At 72.5% G+C, this 16299-nt stretch carries 12 protein-coding genes; 6 read left to right on the top strand and 6 right to left on the bottom strand.

What is annotated here, in order from left to right:
• Window positions 1-104: 104 nt before the first annotated feature.
• On the top strand, window positions 105-1322 hold the full coding sequence (locus P3T41_RS07045) for an acyl-CoA dehydrogenase family protein (protein ID WP_280688719.1): 1218 nt from the start codon (window positions 105-107) through the stop codon (window positions 1320-1322).
• A gap of 22 nt (window positions 1323-1344) precedes the next feature.
• Here the strand turns inward: P3T41_RS07045 and P3T41_RS07050 are convergent, their stop codons facing one another.
• Window positions 1345-1539 (bottom strand): DUF1918 domain-containing protein, encoded by a 195-nt coding sequence (locus tag P3T41_RS07050; protein ID WP_280688720.1) that lies wholly within the window; start codon window positions 1537-1539, stop codon window positions 1345-1347.
• 80 nt (window positions 1540-1619) lie between these two features.
• Window positions 1620-2453 carry an enoyl-CoA hydratase/isomerase family protein gene (locus tag P3T41_RS07055; RefSeq protein ID WP_280688721.1) on the bottom strand — a complete coding sequence of 278 codons (834 nt, stop codon included), beginning with the start codon at window positions 2451-2453 and terminating at the stop codon, window positions 1620-1622.
• Window positions 2454-2698: 245 nt separating this feature from the next.
• Between P3T41_RS07055 and P3T41_RS07060 the strand changes: the two genes are divergently transcribed.
• The 4 genes from P3T41_RS07060 to P3T41_RS07075 all read left to right on the top strand — a co-directional run bounded on the left by P3T41_RS07060 (window position 2699) and on the right by P3T41_RS07075 (window position 7841).
• Window positions 2699-3190, top strand: coding sequence for an NUDIX hydrolase (locus P3T41_RS07060; RefSeq protein ID WP_280688722.1), 492 nt, complete (start codon window positions 2699-2701; stop codon window positions 3188-3190).
• Between the two features lie 62 nt (window positions 3191-3252).
• Window positions 3253-3999 (top strand): 4'-phosphopantetheinyl transferase superfamily protein, encoded by a 747-nt coding sequence (locus P3T41_RS07065; protein WP_280688723.1) that lies wholly within the window; start codon window positions 3253-3255, stop codon window positions 3997-3999.
• A gap of 124 nt (window positions 4000-4123) precedes the next feature.
• A complete protein-coding gene (locus P3T41_RS07070; RefSeq protein WP_280688724.1) occupies window positions 4124-6328 on the top strand; it encodes an AMP-binding protein in 2205 nt (734 codons plus the stop codon).
• 55 nt (window positions 6329-6383) lie between these two features.
• Window positions 6384-7841 carry an NAD(P)/FAD-dependent oxidoreductase gene (locus P3T41_RS07075; protein WP_280688725.1) on the top strand — a complete coding sequence of 486 codons (1458 nt, stop codon included), beginning with the start codon at window positions 6384-6386 and terminating at the stop codon, window positions 7839-7841.
• Between the two features lie 43 nt (window positions 7842-7884).
• On the opposite strand, the gene P3T41_RS07080 is transcribed toward P3T41_RS07075, so the two are convergent.
• The 4 genes from P3T41_RS07080 to P3T41_RS07095 all read right to left on the bottom strand — a co-directional run bounded on the left by P3T41_RS07080 (window position 7885) and on the right by P3T41_RS07095 (window position 13106).
• A complete protein-coding gene (locus P3T41_RS07080) occupies window positions 7885-9096 on the bottom strand; it encodes a serine hydrolase domain-containing protein (RefSeq protein ID WP_280688726.1) in 1212 nt (403 codons plus the stop codon).
• Window positions 9097-9285: 189 nt separating this feature from the next.
• A complete protein-coding gene (locus P3T41_RS07085; protein ID WP_280688727.1) occupies window positions 9286-10917 on the bottom strand; it encodes an AMP-binding protein in 1632 nt (543 codons plus the stop codon).
• A 21-nt stretch (window positions 10918-10938) separates the two neighbouring features.
• Window positions 10939-12237 (bottom strand): acyl-CoA dehydrogenase, encoded by a 1299-nt coding sequence (locus P3T41_RS07090; protein ID WP_280688728.1) that lies wholly within the window; start codon window positions 12235-12237, stop codon window positions 10939-10941.
• 56 nt (window positions 12238-12293) lie between these two features.
• A complete protein-coding gene (locus P3T41_RS07095) occupies window positions 12294-13106 on the bottom strand; it encodes a 2,3,4,5-tetrahydropyridine-2,6-dicarboxylate N-succinyltransferase (RefSeq protein WP_280688729.1) in 813 nt (270 codons plus the stop codon).
• A 595-nt stretch (window positions 13107-13701) separates the two neighbouring features.
• Here P3T41_RS07095 and P3T41_RS07100 point away from each other — a divergent pair.
• Entirely contained in the window at window positions 13702-16299 is a 2598-nt protein-coding gene (locus P3T41_RS07100) for a SpoIIE family protein phosphatase (protein ID WP_280688730.1), read from the top strand.

Below are 16299 nucleotides of genomic sequence, written 5' to 3' on the forward strand. Positions count from 1 at the left end.
GCATTGACAGCCGTTACCTATCAGTAGCAGACTCCGTCGGTGTTACCGGGGGTAACCCCCCGGGACGCACCCCGGGCGGCGCGATCTTGATCCTGGAGGACCGAATGAACCCCTTCTCACTGGCACTCGGCGAGGACCAGCTCGCCGTCCGCGACTGGCTGCACGGCTTCGCCGCCGACGTGATGCGCCCGGCCGCCGCCGAGTGGGACGAGCGCGAGGAGACCCCCTGGCCGATCATCCAGGAGGCCGCCAAGATCGGGATCTACTCGATGGACTTCTACGCCCAGCAGTTCTTCGACCCCTCGGGCGTGGGCATACCGGTCGCCATGGAGGAGCTGTTCTGGGGCGACGCCGGCATCGGCCTGTCCATCGTCGGCACCACGCTGGCCGCGGTGGCCCTGCTGGCCAACGGCACCGACGAGCAGATCGGCACCTGGGCCCCGCAGATGTTCGGCACCCCCGAGGACGTCAAGGTGGCCGCCTTCTGCTCCTCCGAGCCGGACGCCGGCTCCGACGTCTCCGCGCTGCGCACCAAGGCCGTCTACGACCAGGCCAAGGACGAGTGGGTGCTGAACGGCACCAAGACCTGGGCCACCAACGGCGGCATCGCGGCCGTGCACGTGATCGTCGCGACCGTGGACCCCGAGCTCGGCGCGCGCGGGCAGGCGTCGTTCGTGGTGCCGCCGGGCACCCCGGGCCTGTCGCAGGGACAGAAGTTCAAGAAGCACGGCATCCGTGCCTCGCACACCGCCGAGGTGGTGCTGGACGCGGTCCGGGTGCCCGGGAGCTGCCTGCTGGGCGGCAAGGAGAAGCTGGACGAGCGGCTGGCCCGAGCCCGTGAGGGAGTGCGCAAGTCGGGCCGCAACGCGGCGATGGCCACCTTCGAGGCCTCCCGCCCGGCGGTCGGCGCGCAGGCGATCGGCATCGCCAGGGCCGCCTACGAGGTGGCGCTGGACTACGCCAGGACCCGGGTGCAGTTCGGCCGTCCGATCATCGACAACCAGGGCGTGGCCTTCACCCTGGCCGACATGCGGACCCGGATCGACGCGGCCCGGCTGCTGGTCTGGCGGGCCTCCTGGATGGCCGCCAACCAGCAGCCGTTCACCGCGGCCGAGGGCTCGATGTCCAAGCTCTACGCGGGTGAGACCGCCAAGTGGGTCACCGCGCAGGCGATGCAGATCCTCGGCGGCAACGGCTTCACCCGGGAGTACCCGGTGGAGCGGATGCACCGGGACAGCGCCATCTACACCATCTTCGAGGGAACCAGCGAGATCCAGCGGCTGGTCATCGCGCGGGCCATCTCGGGGCTGCCGATCCGCTGAGCTGTGCCGAGCGGGTGTGCGGCTACCGCTCGGCCGATCGGTTCTCGATGGTGCAGTCCGGGCCGGGGTAGATCAGACCCTCGTGCCCGTCGGCGAACCTCACCATGTACGGAGGTTCGCCGTCCTGGCCGCGCACCTCGGTGATCTCGCCCTGGCGCTCTTCGAGGCCGATCGATCGGCTGTGGATGTGGATGCGGTCGCCTACGTCTGCACGCATGTCCGGAAACTCCTTGCCTCGGGGGGTGGGACTGCTCCTGAGGGCATCTCACCAGAGAGTGACTGGACTCACGTCTCACGTTACTCCGTCGGGCCCAGTCGGTCCGGGAACGCGGGCTCGCGCCGCTCCAGGAACGCCGCGAGCCCCTCGCGCACGTCGGGCGCCTCGCGGGAGCGCTGCTCCCACGGGGCGAGCGCGGCGGCCGGGTCGCTCGCCGCCAGCGCCGCCTTGGCCGCGCCGATCGTCTGCGGCGAGCGTCGGGCCAGCAGCCGGGCGAACTCCAGCGCCCGCCCGTCCAACCGCTCCGCCGGGTGCACCTCGTCCAGCAGCCCGAACCGCTCGGCCCGCTCGGCGTCCACCAACTCGCCGGAGAAGAGCAGGTACTTGGCCCTGGCCGGCCCGACCAGTGAGGCCAACCGCGCGGTGGGGACCGCCGGGTACACCACGCCGAGCTTGGCCGGCGTGATCCCCAGCCGCGCGTCCGCCGCACCGAACCGCAGGTCGCAGGCGAGCGCGAGCTGGCAGCCGCCACCCACGCAGGAGCCGTGCACCACGGCCAGCGTCGGGTGCGGGAAGGCGGCCAGCGCCTGCTCCGCCTCGACATTGCGCGCATGGTAGGCGTCCGCGCTCGCCGGCTCGCCGTACACCTGGGCGAGTTCGCCGATGTCCGCCCCCGCGCTGAAGGTGCGCTCGGCCCCGGTCACCAGCAGCGCCCGCACCCCGGGCCGGGCCGCCAACTCGGCCAGCAGCCCGGGCAGCGCCTGCCACATCGCCAGCGTCACGGCGTTGCGGCGCTCGGGGCGGTCCAGCAGGAGCACGGCCACGGCGTCGGCCTGGCCGTGGAAGGCGCGCAGACCGGGCACGGGGGAGGGGAGTTCGGCGCGGTCGGCGGTGAGGGGCGTCTGGTCGGTCATGGGCCCCACTCTTGCAGGCGGGGTGGGTGGCACCCGCCGGGGGCGGGGGTGACGGGGTCGGTGGCCGTCGGGAGCGCCGAGGCCACCGGAGCCATCGCCTCGATCAGCGGCTGATCGCCAGCAGAGCCCCGGAGTTCGGGGACCGAGCCGGGGCGCCCCTTTCCCGGGCGGGAGCGCCGTTCGGGGAAGGGGTCGTGGTTGAATGCGCACGACGAGACCACCGCACCGCGCAGAGGAGTCGACAAGTGGACCAGGAGCAGTTGCTACCCCGGGACGCCTGGCTCGCCTCGCTGCCGCGCTCCTACACCGCCGCCGGCTGCCTGCTCACCGACGAGGCGGGCCGGGTGCTGGTGCTCAAGCCCAACTACCGGCCCGGCTGGCAGTTCGCCGGCGGCACCATCGACCTGGGCGAGGACGCGCTGCAGTGCGCGAAGCGTGAACTGCTGGAGGAGACCGGGCTGGACCGGGAGGTCGGCTCGCTGCTGGTGGTCGGCTGGACCCACCCTTCCGGGCAGCTGGACCACCCGGCCGTGCACTTCATGTTCGACGCGGGCACGGTGCCGGTGGACACCGTGATCACTTTGCAGGAGAGCGAGTTGGAGGAGTACCGCTGGGTCGAGCCCGAGCAGGCCTACCCGCTGCTCGGCGAGGCGCGCGGGCCCCGGCTGCGGTTGGCGCTGGCGGCGCGGGCCGACGGGGTGGTGCGGATCGCGTCGGGGACGGTCTCGGGGATCTGAGTCGGCCGGGCGAGTGGCTCGGTGAGCGAGAGGGAGTGGCTGGAGTGGGTGGGGCGGGCAGGATGGAGCCGGGGCAGGTCGAGGTCCGCTGGGTCGCGGTGACCCCGGCCAGTGCGGCCGTGGCCGAGGCCGCCGCCGGTGGGGTGCTGGACGAGCACGAGCGGCGGCGGTCCGCCGCGTTCCGGCGTGCCGAGGACCGGGCGCTCTACCAGGTCGCCCACGTCGCGCTGCGCAGGCTGCTGGCCGAGCGGTTGGGCCGCCGGCCCGAGGAGGTGACGTTCCGTCGGGCCTCCTGTCCGGGTTGCGGCGAACCGCACGGCCGGCCGGAGCAGGCGCACGACCCCGGCCTGGAGTTCTCGCTCTCGCACGCCGCCGGACTGGCGCTGATCGCGCTGGCCGCCGATCCGGTCGGCGCGGACGTCGAGTTGGGCGGCGCCTTCGAGCCCGGGGCCGGCGCGGAGGTGGTGACCCAACTGCACCCGGCCGAGCAGGCGGAACTCGCCGCGCTGGCCGAGCTGCGGCCGGAACGCTGGGCGGCCGGCGCGCTGCGCTGCTGGGTGCGCAAGGAGGCCTACCTCAAGGGGACGGGGATGGGGCTCGGCCAGGGCGCGGACAAGGACTACGTGGGTCTGGGCCCGGGGTTCGAGGTGCCGGCGGCCGGTGGCGCGCAGCCGCCCGTGGGCTGGGAGCTGCGGGCGGTCGACGTGCCGTCCGGGTACGACGCGGCGATCGCGCTGCGGCTGCCGCCCGGGCTGGCGGGGGAGGCGGTCCTGGTCCGGTCGGCGGAGCTGCGGCTCGCGCAGCGATGAGGCGGTAGCGTCGCCCGTCGTCGCGTCGCTCGTCCGGGTGGTCGGCGGCAAACGGGCGAAACGGCTCGTCGATGCCCTCGTTCCTCCCCTCGGAGCTGATGACGCGACGACGACGGGAAGCACGATGGCAGGGCGCAGCGGCAAGGAGTTCCTGGCGGGTCCGGCCCGCCGCGGCGTACCGGTGAGCCGGGCCTCGGCGTGCGACCTGCCGCCGGGCGAGCAGTCGCTGATCGAGCAGGGGCTGGTCGAGGAGACGCTGGTCGGGGAACCGTCGGTGGGCCGGCTCTTCCCGGACGCGTTCAGCGCCCAGGCGGCCACGACCCCGGACCACGTCGCGCTGGTGCACGGCTCACGGACCGTCAGCTATGCCGACCTCGAGGACTACTCCAACCGGCTGGCCCGGCTGCTGATCTCGCGCGGCGCGGGCCCCGGTGAGCTGGTCGCACTCGCGCTGCCGCGCTCGGCCGACCAGCTGATCGCCATCCTGGCGGTGCTCAAGTCCGGCGCCGGCTACGTCCCGCTGGACCCGGTCGCGCAAGGCCAGTGGACCGGCCGACTGCTGGCCGTCGCACGGCCGGTGCTGCTGGTGACCCGCAGCACGGTGCCCCGGCTGCCGGGCACGCCGAGCGCCGTGGAGCTGGACGACCCGCTGACCGTGGCCGAGTTGTTCGGTCTCGACGCCGACCCGGTGACCGACGCCGAACGGACCCGCCCGCTGACCGCGCAGGACATCGCCTACCTGATCCAGCCCGCCGGCGCCCACGGGGTCGGCGCCCCCGAGGCCGTCGCCGTCCCGCACCGGGGCCTGCTCGTGCTGGCCGCCGCCCACATCGAGCGGCTGGGTCTGAGCGAGCGCAGCCGGGTGCTGCAGCACGCCTCCACCAGTTTCGACGCGGCCGTCCGCGAGTTCAGCATGACGCTGCTCAGCGGCGGTGCGCTGGTGCTCACCCCCGACGGCCCCACCACGCGCCGGGAGCCGATCCCCGGCACCGCTGTCGCGCACACCCCCACCCACGTGATCATGCCGGTCGCCACGCTGGCCGCACTGCCCGAGGGCGCGCTGGCGCCCGGCACGGTGGTGGTCACGGTCGGCGAGGCCTGCCCCGCTGAGCTGGTCGAGCGGTACGCGGGGCGGTACACGCTCTTCACCGGCTACGGCTCGGCCGAGACCACGGTCGCGGCCACCCTGAGCGAGGTGCTGGTGCCGGGTGAACTCCCCGGTATCGGGCGGCCGTTGCCGGGGACCCGAGTGCACCTGCTGGATCCCGGGCTGCGCCCGGTCGCGGCGCCGGCCGTCGGCGAGCTGTACGTCGCGGGGCTGGGAGTGGCCGAGGGGTACCACGGGCAACCGGCCCTGACGGCCGCCCGGTTCGTCGCCGACCCGTACGGGCCGCCCGGCAGCCGGATGTACCGCACCGGCGACCTGGCCCGCCGACTGCCGGACGGGCGGCTGGACTTCGTCGGCCCCGCCGATCAGCGGCTTCAGCGACCTGGCCGGACTCAGCAGGCCCAGCAGGCCTGGCAGCCCCAACAGGCCCAACAGGCCCAGCAGACTCAGCAGCCGAAGACCGACGGCGACCAGGCACCGGCCACCCATCCGCTGGACACCCCGGTGCTGCTGCGTGCCGGGGAGCCCGGGCGCCCCGCGCTCTTCTGCCTGCCACCGCTGAGCGGCATCGCCTGGCCGTACCGCGCGCTGGCCGCCCAACTGGAGCCCGGGCGACCGCTGATCGGCCTCCAGGCGCGCGGCCTGATCCCCGGCCGGCACCCGCTGACCGACCCCGACGAGCTGATCACCGACCTGGTCGCCCAGATCCGCGCCGCCCAGCCGGCCGGGCCCTACCACCTGCTCGGCACCTCCTTCGGCGGCGTCCTGGCCCACCTGACCGCCACCCGGCTCCAGCAGTCCGGCTGCGAGGTCGGCCTGCTGGCCAGCCTGGACGGCTACCTGCGACCTGCCACCCCCGCGAGCACGGCCGAGTTCGACCGACGCGCCCTGTTGCACGAGTTGGAGAAACTGACCAGCGCGCCGACGGCCTTCGACGAGGCCACCATCGACGCCGTGCTGGCGGTCTGCGCCAACCACCTCCGGCTCATCCCGCTGCTGCGTCCCGGCGTCTTCCGTGGCGACCTGCTGCTCTTCGCCGCCGTCCCGACCCCCGGCGGGCGTGCCCTCGCCGACCCCGTGGGCAGCTGGTCCCCGCACGTGGAGGGCACCGTACGGGCGCATCAGGTCGACCAGCCGCAGCTGCGGATGCTCGACGCGGCGGCGGTGGCACAGCTCGGGCCGGTGCTGCGTGCGGCGCTCAAGCAGTGGAGCACGCGGTGAGGGCGCCCGCCGGGCGTTGCCCCGGTCTGCTCGGTCCGCTGGGGCCGATCGCCCGATGACCGCGGACGTCGTCGTGGTGGGCAGCGGGCCGAACGGTCTGGCCGCTGCGGTGACCATGGCCAGGGCCGGACTCGCCGTCGAGGTGTTCGAGGCGGCGGAGGAGATCGGCGGCGGCCTGCGCTCGAAGGCGCTGTTTCGGGCGGACGTGGTCCACGACGTCTGTTCGGCCGTGCACCCGATGGCCGCCGCCTCCCCTTTCTTCCGGGAGTTCGACCTCGTCGCGCGCGGGGTCGAACTCCTGCGGCCGGAGATCAGCTACGCCCATCCACTGGAGGGCGGCCGGGCCGCGCTCGCCTTCCACAGCCTGGCGAGGACCTGTGAGCGGCTCGGCCCGGACGGGCGCCGCTGGGAGGCCCTGATGCGTCCGCTGCTCGACCGCAGCCGCGGTGTGGTGGACCTGATGCTGTCCGCCCGGCCGAACCCGGCGGCCGATCCGCTCGTCGCCCTCCTGTTGGCCGGCCGGATCCTGCGCCATGGCAGCCCGATGGCCACCCGGCAGTTCGCCGGTGAGGAGGCGGCGGCCTTGCTGTCGGGGGTGGCGGCGCATGTGGTGGGGGCGATGCCGACCCCGGCCTCGGCGGCCGTCGCGCTGCTGCTGGGGCATCTCGCCCACGGCAGCGGCTGGCCGTTGCCCCGGGGCGGCAGCGGGCGGATCGCCGAGGTGCTGGCCGCCGACCTGGCGGCGCACGGCGGCCGGATCCACCCGGGACAGCGCGTCACGGACCTGCGGCGGTTCGCCGGTGTCCGGGCGGTGCTGCTCGACGTGGGGGCCAGAGAGTTCCTGGCGATCGGTCAGGAACTGGTGCCGGCCGGCTATCGGAGGATGCTGCGCGCGCTGCGCAACGGTCCGGGTGCGGCCAAGGTCGACTATCTGGTCAGCGGACCGATCCCGTGGGCCGAACCGCTGGTCGGCCGGGCCGGAACCGTCCATCTCGGCGGCATCCAGCGGGAGGTCTTCCGTCAGGAGACGGCGGTGGCCCGGGGACGGCGCGGTGACACACCGTTCGTCCTGGTGGTCGAGCCCTGCGCGGTCGACCCCGGCCGGGCGGCGCCGGACGGGCAACGACCGGTCTGGGCCTACGCGCACGTGCCCAACGGGGACCCCACGGACCCCGTCGAGCTGGTGACCGCGCGGATCGAGCACTACGCACCGGGCTTCCGGGACACCGTGGTGGCCCGCCGTGGGGTGAGTGCCGCAGCGCTGGAGAGTTACAACCCGAACTACGTCGGCGGTGACATCGCCTCGGGTGCGGTGACCGTCAAGCAGTCGCTGTTGCGCCCCGGGCCGCGCTGGGACCCCTACCGCACGCCGATGCGCGGGGTGTACCTGTGCTCCGCGGCCGCCGCGCCGGGGCCGGGGGTGCATGGCATGTCCGGCTACCTGGCCGCGCGTTCCGCGCTGCGGCGGGAGTTCGGCATCCGGTCCGCCCCGTCACTCGGGCTGGCCGAGTGACGGGGCGGTTGGTGGTGCACCCCGGGCGGGGCGTCCGCCGTGGTCAGCCCTCGGCCGGGAGCTCGTAGACGTGGTCCGGGGTGACGATGGAGGTGACCGCCTTGGCGATGAGGGTGCTCGGTTCGAAGCCGTTGTGCAGGATGTCGGTGTTGAGCAGGATCACCATCGTGGCGTCCTGCTCCGGCAGGTACATCACCACGCTCTCGTAGCCGGGCAGCGACCCGTTGTGCCCGATCCAGCCGTGGGTGTTGAAGAGGCCCAGCCCGTAACCCGCGCCGTCGAATCCGGGGACCGGGATGAACTTCTCCCGCTGCGCCTGGGTGGCCGGGGAGAGCAGGGTGCCGGTGGCGAGGTCCTTGGCCCAGTGGTGCATGTCGTGCAGGTCGGAGATCATCGCGCCGGCCGCCCAGCCCCAGCTCGGGTTCCAGTGGGTCGTGTCGGCGATCGCGCCGGTCAGCGTCTGGTTGGTGTAGCCGTGCGCGTGCGGCTTCGGGAACTCGGCGCCCTGCGGGAAGAGCGTGTGGTGCAGGCGGGAGGGCTCGAGGACACGCTGGTGGATGAAGTCGGCGAGCGGCATCTTGGCGAGCTTCTCCACCAGCAGGCCGAGCAGGATGTAGTTGGTGTTGGAGTACTGGAACTGCGTACCCGGGGGGAAGACGTTGTCGTGGCGGAAGGCGTACGCCAGCAGCTCCTGCGGGGTGAACGGGCGGGTCGGGTCGCTGAACAGGGCGTGTTGGAAGTCCGGGTCGGCGCTGTAGGTGAACAGGCCGCTGCGCATCTCGGCCAGCTGCCGGATGGTGATGTGCTCGCCGTCGGGGACGCCGTCCAGGTAGGCGGAGATCGGGTCGTCCAGGCCGACCAGCCCGTCGTCGACCAGTTCCAGGACGGCGGTGGCGGTGAAGGTCTTGGTCACGCTGCCGAGCCGCATGTTGAGGTACGGCTTCATCGGCGCACCGGTCGCGGTGTCGGCCGTGCCGGTCGACCGGATGTAGCTGCCCTGGCCGGGGAACCAGAGTCCGACGGTCACGCCGGGGACGCCGGCCTCCTGGCGGGTCTGCTCGATCGCCTGGTCGAGGCGGGCCACGATCGCGGGATCCAGGCCGTGGGGCGGGCAGTCGTCCGCGGACGGGTCGGTGGCGGAGACGACGGCCGTCGGCGGGGCGGCCTGGGCCTGGGGCGCGGCCAGCGCGAGCGGGGCCAGCGTGGAGAGGGCGAGCAGGGCGGTGGCGAGTCGGCGGGCGGGGGCACGGCGCATGACGGGGCGTCTCTTCCGGTGGGGTGAGGGGACCTTGCCAGGCAACGTCACCACCCGCTGCGGCGCCGGACCCCGCACTCCCGGACGCCGCTCGGCGAGTCCACCCGTACGGGCCTGGCGCCGCCGGCACGTCCGCACGCCGGCACGCCCGCACGCCCGTGCGTCCGCGTGTCCGTGTGTCAGCGCGGCCTACGACCCGGTGGATTCCCGAAGTCCCTCAGCCTGCCACCGCAGCACCTTCTTGTCCGGCTTGCCGGCGTCGGTCAGCGGCAACGCGTCGCGGAACGTGACGCGGTACGGCTCGTACATCGTGCCGCGCCCCTCGCGCACCATGGCGCACAGTTCGCCGGCGTCGACCCGGCTGCCCGGCACCGGTACGACCACGGCGTGCACGCGCTCCACCCGGTCGGCGTCCGGGACGCCGAAGACCGCGCTCTGCCGCACCTGGGGATGGGAGTTGAGCAGGTCCTCCAGTTCGGAGGTGTACACGTGGCCGCCGCCGGTGTTGATCAGGTCCTTCAGCCGGTCGACGATGGTCAGATAGCCGTCGGCGTCCAGGTACCCGATGTCCCCGGTGTGCAGCCAGCCGTCCTTGAGGACCTCGGCGGTCAGCTCGGGCTGCTTCCAGTAGCCCTGCATGAGGCTGTCCGAACGCACGCAGACTTCGCCGCGCTCACCGGTGGCCAGCTCGCGGCCCGCCTCGTCGCGGATCGCCACCTGGTACCCGGGCGCGATCCGGCCCACGGACCGCAGCCGCTCCGGGCGGCGCGGATCGTGGTCCGCGGTGTCGAGGACGCTGACGATGCCGGCCTCGTGCTGCCCGTAGAGCTGGACCAGCACCGGACCGAAGCGTCGGATCGCGTCGGCGAGCCGCGCCGGTGAGGCCTGGCAGCCGCCGTAGGTGAGGCGGCGCAGGCTGGTGGTGTCGGCGCGGTCCGCCTGCGGGTGGTCCATCAGCTGGTACAGCAGCGGTGGCATCAGGAACACGTCGGTGATGCGTTCCTGCTCGATCGTGCTGAGCACGGTGGCCGGGTCGAAGTCGTCCAGCAGCAGCGCGCTGCCGCCGGCCCGCAGCACCTTGTCCGTCATCTGACCTGCGGCATGGGCGATGGTGGTGCACACCAGCAGCCGCAGCGGCTCTGTCGGGTCGTCGGGCAGGTCGGGGCCGAAACGGCGGACCTGCCCGTAGCCGACGCAGATCCCCTTGGAGTGGCCGGTGGTACCGCCGGAGTGCCGGATGGTGCGCACGTCCTGCGGCCGGGCCTGGCAGGGGAACGGGTCGGCCGACTGGTCGGCGGCCAGCGCCAGCAGATCCGTGCCCACCGGATCCGTGCCCACCGGATCCGTGCCCACCGGATCCGTGCCCACCGGATCCGTGCCCACCGGATCTGTGCCCACCTCGGCGGGACCGAGGACCAGGACGGTCGCGACCGGGGTGCGGCCGGTGATCCCGGCGGCCCGGTCCGCGTGGCGGGGATCGACGATCAGCGCGCGGGTCTCGACGTCCCGGACCATGGTGGCCTGGGTGTCGACCGGCAGCTTGTTGTAGAGCTGGTTGACGCGGCAGCCGATCAGGTTGGCGGCGTAGCGCGCGGCGACGGCCTCCGGCAGGTTGCCGCTCAGCAGGGTCACGGTCTGCCCGCGGTCGATGCCCTGCGCCCGCATGGCCCGGGCCAGGCGGTGGGTGAGGTCGCGCAGTTCACCGGAGGTGATGCGACGTCCTTGGTGGACCAGGGCCGTGCGCTCGGGGTGGGCCTCCAACGTGTCGAGGATTTCCGCTGTCTCGGTCCGGAAGTGCTGTGTGCTCGTGGTGATCGGCATCTGCGGCTCGTTGCGTCGGTGTCAGTGGTGGGCGAGGAGACGGGCGGCTTCGGCCTGCTGAGCTGCGGCCCGCTGTTCCTCCGTCGAGTGAGGCTCCGTCAACTGGTCCTCCGTCAGCATGGAGTGGGCCAGCACGCTGTAGAGCGTGTCGTTGGGACCGTCGGCGATGCGCAGCCCGCGGATGTCGCGCAGTCGCTTCTCCATCGGGGTGTGCCGGGTGTATCCCTCACTGCCGTGCAGTTGGAGGGCGAGGTCCACGGCCCGGTAGGCGGTGTCGGTGGCCAGGGCCTTGGCGGCCGAGCAGGCGGCGACGTCGACAGTGCCCTGGTCGATGCGCTCCAGGAGCGAGAAGCACCAGGCGGTGGCGGCTTCGACCTCGGCCGCGCAGGTGCCCAGGCGGGCGGCGACGGAGGGGATGGCGGACAGCGGCACCCGGCCCACGCGGCGGCGCCGGGTGCGGGCCACGGACTCCTGGATCGCGGCGGCAGCGGCACCGAGGCAGAGCAGCGACATCATCAACCGCCAGGCGGAGAAGTGCGTGTCGAAGATCCGGCGGCCGTCGCCGGGTTCGCCGAGCAGGAGGTCCTTGTCCAGCCGGGTGTTGACGAAGTGCAGGTGCCCGAAGCTCCACCCCCGCATCCCCAGCGGGTCGGTGGTCTCGGTCAGCACGCCCGTGGCGTCCATCGGTACCCACACCGCGGACAGCGGCACGCTGCGCAGGTCGACCACGCCGACGTCCCGCCGGTCGATGAGCTTGCAGAACACGACGAAGCCGCAGGCCTCCTCGACCCTGCTGATCAGCCCCTTCGAGCCCGACAGCAGGAAGTGGTCACCGTGGTCGACCAGGACGGTGCGAAAGCCCCGAAGGTCCGATCCCGAGTGCGGCTCGCTGGACGCGACCCCTGCCAACTTCCCGCCCGAGACGACCTGTTCACGTATCCGCCGGGCGACGGCCGGTGACCCGTAGCGCAGCGGCATCGCGCCGTGCCCGGTACTGAAGACCTCGCGCGCGTCGCAATCCCGCTGCCCCGCAAGGAACATGGCAAGGCCCTGGGCGACCAGCCGAGACCCGTTCGGCTCGTCCCGCCTGTCCGGCCCGTCTGCCGCGTTCGGCCCGTCTGTCCCGTCCGGCGGAGCGACGTCGATGCCGGTGAGCCCTGCGGCCGCGGCCGCTTCACGCAGCTCGAGCCAGTCGGGCCGGCTGTCGTCCTCGCAGACCGGTACGGGCAGGTGGGCGTCCAGGAAGGCCAGGAGCCGGGACTGGAGATCCCTGAGCTCGGGGTGGCGGTTCAGAACCGGGGTGATTCCGGTGGCAGACATGGGGGCAGATTCCTCGACTTGTCGACTGGAGGCGGAGTGACCGAAGGCGGCGGGCGTCAGAGGACGACGGGCGGTGTACGCACCGCATCGTTGAGCCTGGCCTTGTCGTGACGCTCGCCCTTCTTCAAGTGCTTGATCACCAGAAGGCAGGGCAGGCCGAAGGTGCCGCCGGTGAATTCGCGCGGACGGCTGGCGGGAACGGCGACCGTCCACGGCGGGACCTCGCCCCGGCTCAGTTCCTCACCGGTGGCGGCGTCGATCACCGGAATGGTGTCGGTCAGCAGGGCCCCGGCCCCCAGCAGCGCACCTTCACCGACCCGGGCACCGCTGTAGATCATCGCCCGGGCGCCGATGAAGGCATCGTCCTCGATCACCACCGGCCTGGCCATCGGCGGCTCGATCATGCCGCCCAGGCCGACCCCGCCGGAAAGGTGGACGTTGCGGCCGATCTGGGCGCACGACCCGATCCCGACCCACGAATCGACCAGGGTGCCCTCGCCGACGTACGAGCCGATGCCGATGTGACTCGGCATCACCACAGCGCCCGGCTCCTGGTAGCTGCCCCGGCGGATCACGGCGCCCGGTGACACCTGCACACCGGACGCACTGATCCCGGACTTCAGCGGAATCTTGTCAGCACACTCGAACGGGCCGAACCGCGAGTTCTCCGGCTGGGCCTGCTTGTACAGCAGGAGGATCGCGTTCTTCAGCCACTCGTGGACCACGACCTCCCCGGCGACGAGTTCGGCCACCCGGGCGCGGCCGGTGTCCAGCAGCTCGATCGCCGCGTCGACAGCGGCCACGGCCTCGGCCGACTGGAGCGAGACCTGGTCCCGCAGCTCCCAGAGCTCCTCGATCTCACTCTGCAATATCGCTGTATCGACACCGCGGTTCAGCATCGGTCCACACGCTCCCCAGGTTGGATGGAAGGTCGTCCCGGTGACCACCGGGACCTCGCACCGGGCGGCTCACGTGGGTTGCGCCCCATGCCACCCCGGCTGCGATGTGCGACGTCCGCCACTCTCCCCGGGACGTCAGCACGCGATGGGCACGGCGAGCTACTCAGCGGTAACTGCCTGCCAGGACACAGCCTCGCACACCTGTGATTCGTAGATCAAACCGGCGATTTGGCATCAAAAGGAAGGTTGAAAAGTAAAATTTTGACCCTTGCAAAAGTACGCTTATCGATGACCCGGGACGATCCGTGGGAAGGTCAGGCCCCGCCCGGCGCGACGAAACGCCATGGCCCCTCGCCATGCCGGTCACCGCCGTGCGCTGACCGCTCTCCGCTGCCCGCCGTGCGCTGACCGCCGTCCGCCGTGCGCTGACCGGCGGGCGGTGCGAGCCGGCGATAGGCTTTCCTGGGTTGGTGGATCAGCCAAGGAGAGGACCCCCAGGCCGCCGCAGGCGTCGATTGCGGGTGGCGCGGTCGAGTGCCCGCGAGTCGCGAGGTGGGTGTGACACATGCGCGAGGCGGTGTTCCACGACACCTTCGGTGAGCTCCCCGAGCCGGGGGACGAGTCATACGCGGTGGTGGACGCGCGCGGCGTGCTGATGAGCTGGAGCCCGGGCGCCGAGCGCCTGCTCGGATACACCGTGGACGAGGTCCAGGGACGGTCCGCCACCGAACTGCTGGACAGCCACGCCGAGGTGGCCAGCCTCGTAGGGCGCTTCCGGGCGCAGGACACGGCCTTCCTCGGACAGGTGGTCCTGCGGCACCGGCACGGTGGCCGGCTGCGGGTGGCCATCTGGGCCCATCCCCTGACCGGTGCTTCCGGTCAGCCGTGTTGGCTGGTCCACGCCGAGAGCACCGATGACTTTCGCCGGCGTAACCTCGGCCGCGCGATCCTGGGGAGCCTCTTCAACGAGTCCCCGTTCATCGTCGACGTCTTCGACACCCGGCTGCGCTTCGTCGCGCAGAACCGCAGAGCCCGTCAGGGGGCGGGCTTTCCGGATCAGGACTCCTTCGGGCGCACCATGCGGGAGATCGCCCCCGCCGGGTTGTTGGACCTGACGGCTTTCGAGGCCCGGCAGCGGCAAGTGCTGGCCACCGGTGTGGCCATGGTCGCCACCGAGGTGCGTGGCCGCGTTCCCGCCGACCCCGACCGGGACCGTACCTGGTCGGAGACCATCCTGCCGCTGCGAAACCGCTCGGGGGAGGTGATCGGAATCGTCCACGCGGTGTTCGACGTGACCGAGCGAGTGCGGGCCCAGGAGCGGTTGGCCTTGGTCAACGACGCGAGTTCGAAGATCGGCGGCAGCCTCGATGTCCTGGACACCGCACAGGAGTTGACCGATCTGGCCGTCCCGGCGTTCGCCGACCACGCCTATGTCAACCTGCTGGACCCGGTGTTCGGCGGCGAGGAGCCGACGGCCGGTCCGATCGCGGACGCCGTGCCGCTGCGCCGTGCGGCGAGTTCGTCCGTCCCCGGGGGGCCGGGGCAGGCGGTGGTCGCGACCGGAGATGTCGACCCTTTCACCTCCGGGCCGAGCTCCCTGTTCACCCGGGCCATGGCGAGCGGTGAACCCGTGCTTCTGACGGGAGCGGAGGTGCTCGCCGAGCTCACCGCGTTCGATCCCCGTCGGGCCGCGCTGGTCGGTGAACTCGGAGTCCACTCCTGGCTGCTGGTGCCGATGGCCGCACGGGGCGCGGCACTTGGCACGGTGGTCTTCGTACGCTTCCAGCGTGCGCACCAGTTCGAGGCGGACGACGTGCTGCTGGCCCAGGAGTTCGTCGCACGTGCCGCCGTGTGCATCGACAACGCGCGCCGGTACACCCGGGAGCGAACGACCGCGCTGGCACTGCAACGCAGCCTGCTGCCACGGCGACTGCCCACCCTCGGTGCCGTGGAGGCGGCGTCGCGCTACCTGCCGGCCGGCGGCCACCTGGAGCTGGGAGGCGCCTGGTTCGACGTGATCCCGCTGTCGGGCGCGCGGGTGGCGCTGGCGGTGGGAGACGTCGGCGGGCACGGCCTGCACTCGGCAGTGACCATGGGCCGGCTGCGCACCGCGATGCGCACGCTCGCGGACCTCGACCTGCCGCCCGAGGAGGTGCTCACCCACCTGGACGACCAGGTCAACCGGTTCCAGGACGAGAGCGACGAGAGCGACGATGTCGACGAGAGCGGCGAAGGGCTCACCGGCGGGGCGGCCGGAACGACCTGCTTGTACGCGGTCTTCGATCCCATCTCACGGCGTTGCACCATGGCCCGGGCCGGTCATCCGTCGCCTGCGCGCGTGTCGGCGGACGGGAGGGTGGAGTTCCTCGAGCTGCCGGGCGGTCCTGCTCTCGGAGGCAGCGGAGCGCCGTTCGAGAGCGGTGAGCTGACCCTGGCCGACGGGGACCTGCTCGTGCTGTACACCGGTGCTCTGCTGAAGTCGCCGGAGCAGGGCACCGCCAGCAGGGCGGAACGGCTCCGCGAGGTGCTGTCCGGCCAGCCCCTCTCCGACCAGCCGCTCTCCGGCCAGCCTGTCTCCGACCAGCCCCTCTCCGGCCAGCCTGTCTCCGGGCTTGCGCTCGACGACGTCTGCGAGGCCGTGATCCGCCAGATGCTGCCGATCCACCCGCAGGACGATGTGGCGCTGCTCGTGGCGCGGGTCCACGGACTGGACGCCGACCACCACGTCACCTGGGAGCTGGCGTCCGAGCCCGAGATCGTGCGTGAGGCACGTACGCTGACAGCTCGACAGCTGGCCGAGTGGGACCTGGCGGACCGGGCGGACCTCGCGTTCACCACGGAACTGGTGGTCAGCGAACTGGTCACCAACGCCATCCGCTACGGCAAGCCGCCGATCCGGCTGACACTGATCCGCGACCGCACCCTTGCCTGCGAGGTCACCGACGGCAGCAGTACCTCCCCGCACATCCGGCGCGCACTGGAGACCGACGAGGGAGGGCGCGGGCTGTACATGATCGCCCAGTTCACCCAGCTCTGGGGCGCCCGCTACCACGCCCGCGGCAAGACCATCTGGGCCGAACTGCCGCTCCCGGAGAGCCCCGGCGCCCCGGAGCGGCCATCCCGCACAGCGCCAGGCCTTGACCTCAGTATCCGTAAGTTGTAG

Source organism: Kitasatospora sp. GAS204B, from assembly GCF_029892155.1.
Taxonomy (GTDB): domain Bacteria; phylum Actinomycetota; class Actinomycetes; order Streptomycetales; family Streptomycetaceae; genus Kitasatospora.

What these genes read in the sequence shown, in the direction of transcription:
- P3T41_RS07085 (WP_280688727.1), bottom strand. Translation starts at nt 10,917, where the DNA reads ATGCCGATCACCACGAGCACACAGCACTTCCGGACCGAGACAGCGGAA.
- P3T41_RS07045 (WP_280688719.1), top strand. Translation starts at nt 105, where the DNA reads ATGAACCCCTTCTCACTGGCACTCGGCGAGGACCAGCTCGCCGTCCGC.
- P3T41_RS07050 (WP_280688720.1), bottom strand. Translation starts at nt 1,539, where the DNA reads ATGCGTGCAGACGTAGGCGACCGCATCCACATCCACAGCCGATCGATC.
- P3T41_RS07065 (WP_280688723.1), top strand. Translation starts at nt 3,253, where the DNA reads ATGGAGCCGGGGCAGGTCGAGGTCCGCTGGGTCGCGGTGACCCCGGCC.
- P3T41_RS07090 (WP_280688728.1), bottom strand. Translation starts at nt 12,237, where the DNA reads ATGTCTGCCACCGGAATCACCCCGGTTCTGAACCGCCACCCCGAGCTC.
- P3T41_RS07070 (WP_280688724.1), top strand. Translation starts at nt 4,124, where the DNA reads ATGGCAGGGCGCAGCGGCAAGGAGTTCCTGGCGGGTCCGGCCCGCCGC.
- P3T41_RS07075 (WP_280688725.1), top strand. Translation starts at nt 6,384, where the DNA reads ATGACCGCGGACGTCGTCGTGGTGGGCAGCGGGCCGAACGGTCTGGCC.
- P3T41_RS07080 (WP_280688726.1), bottom strand. Translation starts at nt 9,096, where the DNA reads ATGCGCCGTGCCCCCGCCCGCCGACTCGCCACCGCCCTGCTCGCCCTC.
- P3T41_RS07055 (WP_280688721.1), bottom strand. Translation starts at nt 2,453, where the DNA reads ATGACCGACCAGACGCCCCTCACCGCCGACCGCGCCGAACTCCCCTCC.
- P3T41_RS07100 (WP_280688730.1), top strand. Translation starts at nt 13,702, where the DNA reads ATGCGCGAGGCGGTGTTCCACGACACCTTCGGTGAGCTCCCCGAGCCG.